Origin of the sequence: Trinickia dinghuensis, from assembly GCF_003367175.1 — a bacterium.
Taxonomy (GTDB): Bacteria; Pseudomonadota; Gammaproteobacteria; order Burkholderiales; family Burkholderiaceae; genus Trinickia; species Trinickia dinghuensis.
This window is the reverse complement of sequence record NZ_QRGA01000007.1, coordinates 296,271-310,107: the sequence shown is the minus strand read 5'-3', so window position 1 is coordinate 310,107 and position 13,837 is coordinate 296,271. Positions and strand designations below refer to the sequence as shown.

Here is a 13,837-nt window from a genome sequence, read left to right as displayed (position 1 = left end):
CCCTTGCCGCTAATCTTTCAACATCGCAAAGACCGCGCAAGCTGCTGCGGCTGTCCGGGTTTATCCAGACCCATCAGGCCGCGCGGTGTGTCGCCACATCCGGAAGGACCACCCCAATGCCCACTGTCAGCATTCTGATTCCCGCGTATAAAGTCGAGTTTCTCGGACGCGCCATCCTCAGCGCGCAGCGCCAGACGTACCAGGATATCGAAATTCTCGTGGGTGACGACACCCCAGACGGCGCATTGCGGGAAATCGTCGAACGATTCGACGATCCGCGCGTTGGGTACTTTCACCATGGCTTTCAAAAGGGAACGCGCAACTCGCGCGCGCTGTGGGAAAAGGCGAGTGGCAAATACATTAAATGGTTGTTCGATGACGACGTTCTGATGCCGACTTCGGTCGAGACGCTCGTTAGCGCGCTAGAGGCGAACCCGGGCGTCGTGCTCGCTTTCCACGAGCGTTTCATGATCGACGAGTCGGATAGGGCTATCACGACACCAGCGCCGCTGCTCGCCGCTGGCCAGGCGGCGCTGATCTCGCGCTCGTCGGTCGTTGAGAGCTTACTCGGACGCATCCACAATTTCGTCGGCGAACCGAGCAACATCATGCTCGTCCGCGACCGCGTCGATATTTCACGAGCATTCGACTACCGTACATGGGTGTTGGACTTCCTGGGCGACGTCGCGCTGTATCTGAACTGCGCTGAGCAGGCACCGCTGCTCGCCGTCGGTGGATACTTGAGTGCGTTCCGGCAACACTCGGGGCAAGCGTCGGCTCCTCGCGGCTCGAATTTCGCCGCGGGTTTGTACGAATGGGAACTGATGGTGCGTGGCGAGGCGGCTGCGGGATATCTATCGGGCGCCGCCCTGCAGGGCGCGGAGCGAGTAATCCGTCAACTCTATTCGCAATGGGCGCCGTCGATGCCCGAGATCGCACGCCTACTGGCCAACCTCGATGAATTGACGCGCGTACCGGCCCATCAACTATACGCGTCCGAGCGCTTTATCGCTGATCTCACGCATGCTCGTTCGGTTGTCGCGGAGCGTGTCGCGCAGCGTAAGCAGCGCGTCGTGCAGCCGCCCCCGTCTCCGCCGCAAAAGCGTTGTGTCGTTTGCGAGCAACCGGTAACGGGGTGGCTGCCGCACCCCGAAGTGAACAGCGCCAACCGGGCTTTCATGAAGCAAGTGGAGTCGATCGGCTCGACCCTTGAACATCATCAATGCCCTAAGTGTGGCTGCAACGATCGCGAGCGGCACCTATGGTTATACCTCGCGTTCTCGCGCATTCTCGAAGACGTGAGCCAAAAGCGTGTATTGCACGTTGCACCTGAGGCTGGTATCGAACAGCGTATCCGCAGGCTCTCCCCCGGCGAGTACGTCGCGGGGGAATTGTCGCCGCGATTGCCGCACCATCGCCGGCTCAACGTCGAGCAACTCGATTTTCCTGATGGCTACTTCGACATCATCATTTGCAACCACGTGCTCGAGCATGTCGACAATCCGGACGCAGCGCTGGCCGAATTCAATCGATGCCTTGCCCCAGGTGGGCATCTGGTCGCACAAACGCCATATTCGCCACTGTTGCGCAATACGTTCGAGCTGAACAAACCCGTGACGCCGGCTTTCGCCGCGCAGTACTTCGGACAGAGCGACCACGTGCGACTGTTTGGTGCGGACATTGTCGATCGATTCCGTTCGGCTGGCCTTGCTGGCGACCTCTACGCCCACGAAACGGTCCTCGGCGAAGTGGATCCCGACACGTATGGTTGCAACGGGCGCGAGCCGTTCTTCTTCTTTACGAAGGGTGAGCACCAACCGCAGTTCGGCGGTTGATGCGTAATTGAGGTGCCGCGCGAGTCCGACTCGCTGACAGCATCTCAACGCGGAAAATGCGAACGATTTGAGGATAGAGATCTTGTTGACCCACGCTCAACCGCAACGATTCGATTTGAACGGCGAGGAGCCGAGCGCTGCCGCGGCGTCCGGCTCCTCGCACGAACTGCCGCCCGCGATCAATACGCGCGTTAGTGCGCTAGCAGATCCCAAGCAAGGCTTCATTCCTGTCACACAACCGTACTTGCCGCCGCTGGCCGAATTTACGCCCTACCTGGAGGAGATTTGGCGCCGAAAGTGGGTGACGAATAACGGCGTATTTCATCAGCAACTGGAAGAGGCACTATGCGACTACCTCGGTGTCGAGCATCTGTCGCTGTTCTCTAACGGCACGCTCGCGCTGATCACGGCATTGCAGGCGCTGAAGATTACCGGGGAGGTAATCACGACGCCATTCAGCTTCGTGGCGACGACGCACGCGTTGCATTGGAACGGTATCAAGCCCGTCTTTGTCGACATTGATCAAACGTCGATGAACCTCGATGTAACCAAGATCGAAGCTGCAATCACGCCCCAAACGACAGCGATCCTGCCCGTGCACGTCTACGCGAATCCGTGCGACGTAGGGGCGATCGACACCCTAGCCGATACGTATGGATTGCGCGTCATCTACGATGCGGCGCATGCATTCGGTGTGCGCGTTCGGGAGCGTTCAGTGCTCGAGTTCGGAGATATGTCGGTGCTGAGCTTTCACGGCACGAAGGTGTTCAATACGTTCGAGGGCGGTGCAATCGTTTGTCGCGATGCAAAAACCAAGCGCCGCATCGATAACTTGAAGAACTTCGGCTTCATCGACGAGACGACCGTCGTAGCGCCGGGGATAAACGGGAAGATGAACGAAGTGCAAGCTGCGTTCGGCCTGTTACAGCTTCAGCATATGGAACATGTGATCGCGCAGCGTGCGCGAATCGATGCGTGCTATCGAGAGGCGTTTGCCAATGTGCCTGGCATCGTGCTGCATGAGGTGGCGCCCGATTGCTCGCGCAACTTCGCATATTTTCCCGTGCGTATTACGCGCGAATTCCCGGTCGATCGCGACTCGCTCTATGAGAAGCTGAGAAAGCATCAAGTTGCCGCGCGCCGCTACTTTTTCCCGCTCATTAGCGAATTTCCGACTTATCGCGGACTGCCGTCGTCGGCGCCGAGCAACCTTCCTGTAGCCACGGAGGCGTCGCGGCAAGTGTTGTGTTTGCCGATCTATCCGGGGCTCGAGGCGCACGATCAGCAACGAATCATCGATGTCGTTCTTTCTTGCGTCGACGAGGATCGCGCTCATTGAGTAGGCTTTTTGCCTTCTCCGTTACCGGATCACCAACATGTCAAACGCTACTGCCTCGTCCGATCGCAACTATCCGACCGTAGACTACGACGCGCATGCGCGTACGTGCGCGCCTGACGCCTTCTGGGCGCAGGTCAAACGGACCGTGCACGGAAAGCCGGTGTCGGAGGAGCAGATCGAATGGATCGTCGGCGAAATCAAGCGCAAATTGGCGCTTGTGCCTGAGGATGTCCTGCTCGATCTTGCTTGCGGTAACGGCGCGCTTTCGCATCGACTTGTCGAGGATTGCTCGGCGCTCGTCGGCGTGGATATTTCCGAGTATTTGATCGAAGTCGCCAACCGTCATTTCGCCGAACCGCCGCGTGTGACGTTCGCGGCCGAGGGCGCCGCGCAGTTCGTATCAGCCCACGCCGATCCACAGCGATTTACGAAAGTTCTTTGCTACGGTAGCTTCGCTTATTTCTCGGAGGAAGATGCACGTACGACGTTACGCATCCTCAACGAGCGCTTCGTCAACGTGAACTCGATTTTCATTGGCAACCTGCCGGACCGAGACCGCGCCGCTGCGTTCTATGCGCTGCGCGAGCCGCAGCCCGGTGAGCTCGACGACCCACGTGCCCAAATCGGAATCTGGCGTACCCGTGAGGCCTTCGCCGAGATGGCTGCGGCTTGCGGGTGGGATGCGCAATTCTCCGCGATGCCCGGCGAATTCTTTTCGGTGCATTACCGCTATGACGTGCTCCTGCGCCGTAGCAAGGAAGGAGCTTAGCGATGGATGTGCGCCCAACCCGGCGCTCGGTTAGTGAGCTTGCGCTGTTCGGCGGTTCGAAGTGGTTTGACGTGCCGAAGTCGACCTCGAATCTCGTTGGCCCGGATTTCGATCGTTTCCTTGATTATTCGCAATCGATCTTCGACGCGGCGGGGCGACCACCGGGCACAGTGACAGCTCGATTCGAGGCGCGGCTCGCGGCATTCCACGAAACCGGGTACTGCGTTGCTTTTTGCAGCGGTTTTTGGGCACTCGCTACGGCGATCGTCGCGCTCGCTCGTCCAGGACGGCGTGAAGTTGTGATCCCCTCGCTGACCTATCGCCGTATGGCGGATGTCATTGCGTGGACGGGCTTGTTGCCGCGCTTTTGCGAGGTCGACGCCGATACGCTGGCAATCAGCGCTGCGACCGCCGCTCCATGGATTTGCGATGACACCGCGCTGCTGCTAGCCGTGCATCCGATCGTCAATTGCTGCGATGCGCAGGCGCTGGCTGATTTGGCCGACGAGACACATGTGCCGATCTTGTTCGATGGGGTTGAATCCGTCTATGAACGGTGCATCGACGGACAAGGCCGATCTCGAAAGGTCGGCGCATTTGGGCATGCGGAATGCTTTTCGCTGCACGCAAGCAAGCTCATCAACGGCTTCGAAGGCGGTTATGTTACGACGAACGACGCTGCATTGGCCCGACGGCTTGTCGATCTGCGAAATGGTTCGATGGTGCTGCCAGGTGCGATCGACGCGCGCCTGGCGGACATGCATGCGGCCATGGCGCTCGCGAACTTGGATGAGCTAGACGCTCAGGTCGCGCGCAATCGAGCGCGCTATGAGCGCTACAGGGTCGCGCTTGCTGCAATCCAGGGCGTGCGCCTCCTGACATTCGATGAATCACAGCCAACGAGCTACAAGAATATCGTCGTCGAACTGACAGCCGAATGGCCGCTCACGCGTTCATTGACGCTCGAGATGCTCAACGCCGAAAACATCCTCGCGCGAGCTTATTACGCACCGCCGCTGCATAGTAAGCCGATGGCCTATCCGCATATCGCGGCAGAACTGCCTGTCACTGATCAGCTCTCGCAGCGATTCATGCTGTTACCGTGCGGAGAGTTCGTGACGCTCGACGATATTGATGAGGTTGCCAAGTTGCTGTCATTCGCCTGTGCGCACGCTGATGCCGTCAGGGCTTGCCGCGCAAGCCAGGAGCAGAAGCCATGACGCTGCACGTTGGGCAATTCAACCTGCCGTCGCGGGATCGCTATGAAGCGGCCATGCGCGGGATCTTCGAACGCCGTTATTACACTAACCAAGGGCCGCTTGCACGTGCTTTCGAGGACCGATTGCAGGCATTCCTCCAAGTCAAACATGCCGTCTGTGTCACCAATGCAACCATCGGGCTGATGATGGCGAGCGAAGCGCTGGGTATCAGCGGGCGCGTCATAGTACCGGCGGTCTGCAATGCAACGCTCGCGCAAGCATTGTGGTGGTGTCGTGTACAAGCAATCTTTGCGGACGTGGACACGCTCGATGGTCAGCTTGATGTCGATGCACTCGCGGGTGACATTGCGGAGCGCGGGCCAGTTAACGCGGTCATCGGAGCAAACCTGTGGGGAAACGCTTGCGATGCGTCGGCACTCGTGGCATTGGCGCGCAAATATGACTTGCCAGTGATGTTCGACTCGTCGCATGCATTCGGATGCGAGGTGGCGCAGCGGAGCATCGGAAGCTTCGGTGATGCTGAGGTGTTTTCGTTCGACGCGGCCGATATTGTCAATGCCGGGGGGGCGGCATGCGTTACCACCGACGATGACGAACTTGCCGCGCGTCTGCGCAATATCCGTAGCAGCTATGGCGCAGGCCGACCAGTGGCGGTAGTCAAAACATCCAACGGGCGCATGTCGGAGGCACAGGCAGCGCTTGGTTTATTGAGCTTGGACGATTACGAGGCGAATCGCGCACACAATCGGGCGCTGGTTGACGCTTACCGCACAGGTCTGGGGGCAATAATGGGCGTCCGCGTCGTCGAAGCTCGCCGCGTCGATGCTTCGAACCATCAGGCGCTGGTGTGCGTGGTCGACGAAAACGTGGTTGGTGTGTCGCGCGATGCATTGGGTGCACACCTCGCCGAGCATGGGGTCGAAGCCGTCGCCGTCCGCGCGCTCGATTCGAATGAGCGAATCGGTGCGCAGATCGATCGATCATGGTTGCGCTTGCCGCTCGGCGCGCATGTCGGTGAGGATGACGTCGAGCGCGTGTGTGACCTTATCGGAGAAGTTGCTGCCCGTCGCGGCTCGTCAAGGAGCTTGGTATGAAGCTAGGCATTATGCAGCCTTACTTCTTTCCATACTTCGGCCACTTTGCCCTAATCGCGGCCGTCGATGAGTGGATCGTTTTCGACGTCACGCAGTACACGCCGAAGACTTGGATGAACCGCAATCGGATTCTGCATCCGAAAGAAAGTTGGCAGTACGTCAGCGTGCCGTTGGCGAACGGCTCGATATCGATCCGCACGCATGAAGCAAAGCTATTGGATCCGGCCGCCGCAGAGGCAGCGCTGATCGGCAAGTTGTCGGCATTTCGCAGGCAAGCGCCGTTCCATGCGCGCGTTGTCGATTTGATTCGTCAAGCGTATGCCGGGCGCAAGGACGATACGCTTTGCTCGCTGAATGTCAGTGCGTTGCGTGCGGTCTGTGCATATCTAGGCGTGCGTTTCGCTTATCGGATCTGCTCGGAGCTTGAATTGGCGTTCCCCGAACAAATGGGCGCTGGCGACTGGGCCCCATTCATTTGCGAGGCGCTTGGTGCAACAGGTTACGTCAATCCTGCGGGTGGACGTGAGCTGTTCGATCCGTTGCAGTTCCAGCGCATTGGCGTGGACTTGTCGTTCGCCGAGGTGGCCGAGTTTGCCTATGAGCCGACGCCTTATCGATACGAGGCGCACCTGTCGATTCTCGACGTGCTGCTTTGGAACGAACCCGAATTAGTTGCTGCAGCGCTGCGCGAAAACTTGACACTCGTAGCGGCTTGAACGCCCTGTGAATTTTCGAAGACATTGCCCCTATGAAGCCTATCCGTCTCGTATGCGGTACGCGTTACGACGAAGGACGATTCGCCACCGATTCCGCGCTCGGGCGCTCGCTCAAGCTGTACCACTATGTGTCGAACCTACAGCTGCAACTGTTCGATGAGAATCGGACCGGCCTTTCGACGATCTATAATCGTGCGATCGACCAAGCCAAGACACACCCGGCGATCCTCGTCTTCATTCACGATGACATTTCGATCTGCGATTTCCATTGGATCGAGCGTATTCGCGAGGGGCTGCAAGCTTTTGACATCATCGGCCTCGCCGGCAACACGCGCAGGATGCCGCGTCAGCCGTCGTGGGCATTCACGCCCGAGATGAAGTGGGATCAACGCGAGTTCTTGAGCGGAACGGTCGGGCACGGCGATGGGTTTCCGTCCAATGTCGTGTCGTATTTCGGGCCGGCCGGCCAGGCTTGCAAGCTGCTCGATGGCCTCTTGCTTGCAGCCGACAGCGAACGTCTCATGGCAAGCGGCCTGCGCTTCGATGAGCAGTTCGACTTTCATTTCTACGATCTCGATTTTTGCCGTCAAGCCGAACGGAAGGGCTTGACGATGGGCACCTGGCCGATCAGCGTGGTGCACCAAAGCGGCGGCGCCTACGGCAAGCCCGACTGGCGAGCCGCATACGAGCGCTATTTGAGCAAGTACGGCGAGAGCGCGGTAATGCCAAGCGCGACTCAGCATGCCGTTCCTCCGATCGAGACGGGCCAGGCGCTCTTGCAAGCCGGGCGATTGACTGAAGCGGCCGCAGTATTTCGACAGATTCTGGCCGTGCGGCCTAATCACGCCGACGCGCTGCACTTGCTCGGCCTAGTCGCGTATTACGAGGGCCGTTACGGCGAGTCGGCCGAGCTCATCATGGCCGCGCTGGGCCACCAGACGAGTGAAATCTTTTACGGCAACCTCGGCAATGCCTTTGCGGGGCAGGGCAAGCGCGCGGCCGCGATCGAATGTTTCCGGCAAGCGATTGCGCTGAAGCCCGACTACGTGCAAGCGCACAACAATCTCGGCAATCTACTGCGCGAGCAGGACGATTTTCATGGGGCCGTGCGATGTTTTCGCACGGTCATCGCGCTGCAGCCCGACTACGCGGATGCCCACAACAACCTCGCCAACGCGCTTGTCGACCTAGGCGAACTCGATGCTGCGATCGAGGCTTATCGCCGCGCGATCGTACTCAAGCCCGGCTTGTTGGAGGCGCGCAGCAATCTGCTGTTCATCCTCAGCTACCGAGAGGATTTGGACCAGCCTGCTTATCTTGCCGAAGCCGTCGAATTCGGCCGAATCGCAACGGCTGGCGCCAAGCCGTGGCGCAACTGGCTCGCATCGACCGAGCCGCAACGCAGAACACCGCTGCGCGTCGGCCTAGTCTCGGGGGATCTGAAGACTCACCCCACGGGCCATTTCCTCGAGAGCATCCTCGCGCATATCGACCGCAGCCGGATCGAACTCGTCGCCTATCCGACGCGCCGTTCCGAGGACGCGCTGACTACTCGCATCAAGCCGCATTTCTCCGCTTGGACGCCGCTCGCCTCGCTCAGCGACGAACAAGCGGCGGCGCGCATTCGCGACGATCGCATCGATCTGCTACTCGATCTATCGGGGCACATGAATTTCAATCGCTTACCGCTGTTCGCCTGGCGCCCCGCGCCGGTGCAGGCGAGCTGGCTCGGCTACTTCGCGAGCACCGGTTTGCCGGCGATGGACTATCTGCTCGGCGATTCCCATGTGCTGCCGCGCGATGCGCAACCGCACTACACCGAACGGCTCCGCCACCTGCCCGACAGCTATCTGTGCTTCACGCCGCCGGCGGAACGCGTCGATGTCGGCCCGTTGCCGCTGTCAAAGCAGGGCCACGTCACGTTCGGCTGCTTCAATCATCTGATGAAGATGAACGACAGCGTTGTCGACATCTGGACGCGCATCTTGCACGCGGTGCCCGGCTCGCGTCTGTTCCTCAAAGCGAAGCAACTCGACGACGCGCCCACGCGCGAAACGACGCTCGCACGGTTCGCCGCGCGCGGCATCGACGCATCGCGCTTGATCCTCGAAGGCCGTTCGCCGCGAGCCGAATACTTCGCGGCCTACAACCGCATCGACATCGCCTTGAGTCCATTCCCCTATCCGGGCGGCACGACGAGCGTCGAGGGCTTGTGGATGGGTGTGCCGGTGCTGTGCCGGCACGGCGATCGGTTCTTGTCGAACATTTGCACGAGCATGCTGCATTCGGCCGGCTTGCCCGAGTGGATTGCTCAGGACAACGAGGAATACGTCGCCAAGGCCGTCGCGTTCGCGGCCGACGTCCAACGCCTTACCGCGCTGCGGATGAACATGCGCGCATCGTTGCTCGCGTCGCCGTTATGCGACGCGGCTCGCTACGCGGGGCACCTCGAAGCGGCGCTCGAATCGATGTGGCGAGACGGCGTTGCGCGATTGAACGCCACACCGCGGGCCACGATGGCGTGAAGGCTCGCGAAAAGCGGCGCCGCCCTTTCCTATGACCGGATCGACCATGCAAGACACCGCCCAGCTGCTGAATGCAGCGCTGGAACACCATCAGGCAGGGCGTCTTGCCGACGCGAAGGCGCTCTACTCGCGCATTCTCGCCAAGCAGCCGAAGCATCCCGATGCGCTGCATTTCATGGGCTTGCTAGCCTGCCAGATCGGCCAGAGCGAAGCGGGCATCACGCTGATGCGCGAGTCGATCGCCGCCCACGCGAGCCCGATCTACTACAACAACCTCGGCAATGCGCTGCGCGACGCGCGCAAGCTCGACGATGCCGTCATCGCCTATCGCCGCGCCGTCGAACTCAAGCCCGATTATGCGGATGCGCACAACAACCTCGGCAACGCGTTGCGTGAGACCGGCGAGGCCGCCGCGGCGGTCACGAGTTGCGCGCGCGCCCTCGAACTGAAGCCCGGCTATGCGGAGGCCTACAACAACCTCGGCAATGCGCTGAAGGACATGGGCGAACTCGATGCCGCCATTCTTTCCTACGGCAAGGCGATCGCTGCGAAGCCCGCGTTCGCCGAAGCGCATCTGAACCTGGGCATCGCCATGCAGGCGAAGGGCCACGGCGATGCGGCGCTCGAATGCCTGCGCGATTGCGTGGCGCTCGCGCCGCAATTGGCCGTCGCCCATGACAAGCTCGCGGGCATCCTCATGCATCGCGGCGACATCGCCGGGGCGATCGAATCGTATCGGCGCGCCGTCGAACTCATGCCCGATTCCGCGCAGAGCCACAACACGCTCGGCAACGCGTTGAACGGCGCCGGACGCGTGCCCGAAGCGGTGCCGTGCTACGAGCGCGCGATTGCGCTCGACCCTATCTTGGCCGACGCCCACCATAACCTTGCCAATGCGCTGCGGCGCCTGGGTGCGCCCGAGCGAGCGCTCGGCCATGCGCGCCGAGCCATCGAGCTGCGCGGCGGCGATTCGCCCTCGTTTCACAACAATCTCGGGACGATTCTGGCCGATCTTGGCGAGCCCGACGCGGCGCTCGTCTGCTATCGCGACGCCCTGGCGCTGAACCCGGATTTCGGCGAATCGCACACCTGCGTGCTGTTCGGGCAATCGTACGTGTCGGACTGGTCCGCGAGCACGCATCTGGCCGACGCGCGCTACTTCGGCGAAAAGATGACGGCGCGCGCGACGCCCTATACGCAATGGCCTGCGCTGACCGATGCCGGGCGTGCCGGCCGTCCCTTGCGCGTGGGTTTCGTTTCGGCCGATTTGCGCAAGCATCCCGTCGGCTACTTCTTCGAGTCGGTGCTGGCACAACTCGATCGCGCCCGCATCGAGCCGATCGCCTACTCGAATGCAGTGCACAGCGATGAGCTGACGGCGCGGATCAAGCCGCGCTTCGCCCTTTGGCGCCACGTGGCCGAGCTGGACGATGCCGCGCTCGCCGAGCGCATCCATGAAGACCGCATCGACGTGCTGGTCGATCTGTCGGGGCACACGGGACGCAACCGCTTGCCGATGTTCGCGTGGCGACCCGCGCCGGTCCAGGTGAGCTGGCTCGGCTACTTCGCGACGACAGGCCTGGCCGAGATCGACTATCTGCTCGCCGATCCGCATGTGGTGCCGCCGGGCGAGGAAGGCCAATACACGGAGCGCATCTGGCGTTTGCCCGATAGCTACCTGTGTTTCACGCTGCCGACGGAGCGTGCGGCAGTCGCGCCGCTGCCCGCGCTCACGAACGGTTATTTCACGTTCGGCTGCTTGAATAACCACAAGAAGCTGAACGACGGCGTGCTCGCGGTGTGGTCGCGCATTTTGCACGCAGTGCCGCGCTCGCGGTTGTTGCTGAAGAATCATCAGCTCGGCGAGCCGTCGATCCTGCGCGAAACGGTTGCGCGCTTCGCAACGCACGGTATCGACGAGACGCGCCTGCTGCTCGAAGGGCCGTCCGGGCGCGAGCAATACTTCGCCACCTACGGGCGCGTGGATCTCGCACTCGATCCGTTCCCCTACCCGGGCGGAACGACGAGCGTCGAGGGGCTGTGGATGGGCGTGCCCGTGCTGACGCGTCATGGCGATCGCTTCCTTTCGCATCTGGGCGAACTCGTCGTAAAGACGGTGGGACTGCATGAATGGATCGCAGCGGACACCGAAGACTATGTCGCGCGCGCGATCGCGGCCGCATCCGATTTGCCGGCCCTGGCTGTGCTGCGTGCGGGGCTGCGTGAGCGGGTCGAGCGTTCGCCGCTCGCCGATGCGTCGCGCTACGCCGGTCATTGGATGACGGCAATCGAGCAAATGTGGCAAACGAAGATCAAGGAGATCACGCAATGACGGTGGGCGATCAGGGCGTGTTCGCGCTCGTGGAGGACGGTCTCGTCCATCATCGCGGCGGCCGGCTGCAAGAGGCGCGTGCCCGTTATGAAGCCGCGCTCGCGCGCATGCCCCGTCATGCCGATGCGTTGCACTTGCTCGGTGTCGTCGCGATGCAGGAGCAGCGTCATGCCGATGCGCTCGATCTGATCGGGCGCGCGATCGAAATCAGTCCGCAGGCCACGTACTTCGACAATCTCGGCTGCGCGCTGCGGAACTGGGGCAAGCTCGAGGCCGCCGTCGAAAGCCATGAACAAGCGCTGGCACTCGACCCGAATCATTTCCGCGCCCACAACAACCTCGGCATGATCCTGCTGCAGATGCGTCTGCCGGCTGCCGCAGCGGTGAGCTTCCGCAAGGCGATTGCGATCAATCCTCAGTTCGCCGAAGCGCACAGCAATCTCGGCAACGTGCTGCGCGAACTCGGCGAGGCCGAGACGGCGGAGGCGCATTGCCGCAAGGCGATCGCGCTGCATCCGACGTTCGGCGAGGCGCACAACAACCTCGGCAATGCACTGAAAACGCAGCGCAGGCTGGCCGAGGCAGCCGCCTGCTACGAGCAGGCGCAGCGGTTTTTGCCGCAAGAGCCGCAGGTCGCGCTGAACCTCGGCATCGTGCTGCGCGAGACCGGCGAGCACGATGCGGCGATCTCGGCCTTTCGCCGCGCGATCGCATTGCGGCCGGCATGGGGCGAGGCTTGGAGCAATTTGTTGTTCACGCTGAGCTTCGCGCAGCACGTCGCGCCGGGCGAGTATTTGACCGAAGCGCTTGCCTTCGGCCGCGTAGCGGACCAGCTTGCCCGGCCGTTCACGAATTGGCTCGTCAATCGCATGCCCGGTGCGCCGCTACGCATCGGTTTCGTCTCGGGCGACTTCCGCACGCACCCGGTCGGCTTCTTCCTCGAAAGCGTGTTGGCGCATCTGGACCCGGCACGCGTGCAACTCGTCGCGTATTCGACACGTCCCTACGAAGATGCGTTGACGCAGCGCTTGAAGCCGCGCTTTGCCGTGTGGCGCAGCCTGGTGGGCGTGACCGATGAAGCCGCTGCAACGACGATCCGCAACGACGGCGTGCATATTCTGTTCGACATGTCCGGGCACACCGACGCCAATCGCTTGCCGGTCTTCGCATGGAAACCGGCACCGGTGCAGGTGAGCTGGATCGGCTACTTCGCGTCGACGGGCTTGCCCGCGATCGACTACGTGCTCGGCGACGAATGGGTGTTGCCGCCCGAGGAAGCGGAACACTTCATCGAACGGCCGTGGCGGCTGCCGCACGGGTATCTGTGCTTCACGCCGCCCGAGCCGGATGTCGCGACCGACGCAGCCGCGCTTGCCGATACGACCCGTGCTTTGACGTTCGGCTGCTTCAGCGATCTCGTGAAGGTCAACGATCGCGTGGTGGCGGTATGGTCGCGCATTCTGCATGCGGTTCCCGGTGCACGGTTGTTCCTGAAGGCGCAGCAGTTGGCCGACGAAGCGCAGCGTGCGACGACGGCCGCGCGCTTCGCCGCGCACGGCATTGCACCCGATCGGCTCTTGATGGAAGGCCCCTCGCCACGTGAGGAATATCTTGCGGCTTATCACCGCGTCGATATTTCGTTGAGCCCGTTCCCGTATCCGGGCGGCACGACGACGGCGGAGAGTCTCTGGATGGGCGCGCCGGTTCTATGCCGGCACGGCGACCGCTTCCTCGGGCACTTGTGCGAGAGCGTGGTGCAGAGTGTGGACCTTGGCGATTGGATTGCCGCCGATGACGACGACTATGTCGCGAAGGCGGTCGCGTTCGCGAGCGATCGGCCGGCGTTGGCGGCGTTGCGCTCAGGGCTGCGTTCGCGCGTGTCGAACTCCTCGCTCTGCAACCCCGGCCGCTTCGCACGTACGCTCGAAACTCAATTCGACGCGATGTGGCGCGCTCACCTAAACGGCGCCACACCCCCCAAAGCACTAGCGCCTAACGCATAGAGGC

General features: G+C 61.7%; 9 protein-coding genes. All 9 read left to right on the top strand.

Annotated elements, in window-relative coordinates:
* The first annotated feature begins 116 nt into the window (after window positions 1-116).
* The 9 genes from DWV00_RS13870 to DWV00_RS13830 all read left to right on the top strand — a co-directional run bounded on the left by DWV00_RS13870 (window position 117) and on the right by DWV00_RS13830 (window position 13,833).
* Window positions 117-1,835, top strand: a complete 1,719-nt coding sequence (locus tag DWV00_RS13870; protein WP_115534149.1) for a glycosyltransferase — start codon at window positions 117-119, stop codon at window positions 1,833-1,835.
* A gap of 178 nt (window positions 1,836-2,013) precedes the next feature.
* A complete protein-coding gene (locus tag DWV00_RS13865; protein WP_115534326.1) occupies window positions 2,014-3,174 on the top strand; it encodes a DegT/DnrJ/EryC1/StrS family aminotransferase in 1,161 nt (386 codons plus the stop codon).
* 37 nt (window positions 3,175-3,211) lie between these two features.
* Window positions 3,212-3,943, top strand: a complete 732-nt coding sequence (locus tag DWV00_RS13860; RefSeq protein WP_115534148.1) for a class I SAM-dependent methyltransferase — start codon at window positions 3,212-3,214, stop codon at window positions 3,941-3,943.
* 2 nt (window positions 3,944-3,945) lie between these two features.
* A complete protein-coding gene (locus DWV00_RS13855; protein ID WP_115534147.1) occupies window positions 3,946-5,163 on the top strand; it encodes a DegT/DnrJ/EryC1/StrS family aminotransferase in 1,218 nt (405 codons plus the stop codon).
* Window positions 5,160-6,257 (top strand): DegT/DnrJ/EryC1/StrS family aminotransferase, encoded by a 1,098-nt coding sequence (locus DWV00_RS13850; protein WP_115534146.1) that lies wholly within the window; start codon window positions 5,160-5,162, stop codon window positions 6,255-6,257. The genes DWV00_RS13855 and DWV00_RS13850 overlap by 4 nt, the downstream gene beginning before the upstream one ends.
* The gene (locus DWV00_RS13845) at window positions 6,254-6,973 is read left to right on the top strand and encodes a WbqC family protein (RefSeq protein WP_220274693.1); all 720 of its coding nucleotides are present in this window, start codon (window positions 6,254-6,256) and stop codon (window positions 6,971-6,973) included. Before DWV00_RS13850 ends, DWV00_RS13845 begins: the two co-directional genes overlap by 4 nt.
* Before the next feature lie 32 nt (window positions 6,974-7,005).
* Window positions 7,006-9,498: an O-linked N-acetylglucosamine transferase family protein gene (locus DWV00_RS13840; RefSeq protein ID WP_115534144.1), complete on the top strand. Its 2,493-nt coding sequence runs from the start codon at window positions 7,006-7,008 to the stop codon at window positions 9,496-9,498.
* A 46-nt stretch (window positions 9,499-9,544) separates the two neighbouring features.
* The gene (locus DWV00_RS13835; RefSeq protein WP_115534143.1) at window positions 9,545-11,830 is read left to right on the top strand and encodes a tetratricopeptide repeat protein; all 2,286 of its coding nucleotides are present in this window, start codon (window positions 9,545-9,547) and stop codon (window positions 11,828-11,830) included.
* Window positions 11,827-13,833 (top strand): O-linked N-acetylglucosamine transferase, SPINDLY family protein, encoded by a 2,007-nt coding sequence (locus DWV00_RS13830; RefSeq protein WP_115534142.1) that lies wholly within the window; start codon window positions 11,827-11,829, stop codon window positions 13,831-13,833. The genes DWV00_RS13835 and DWV00_RS13830 overlap by 4 nt, the downstream gene beginning before the upstream one ends.
* The last annotated feature ends 4 nt before the right edge of the window (window positions 13,834-13,837 follow it).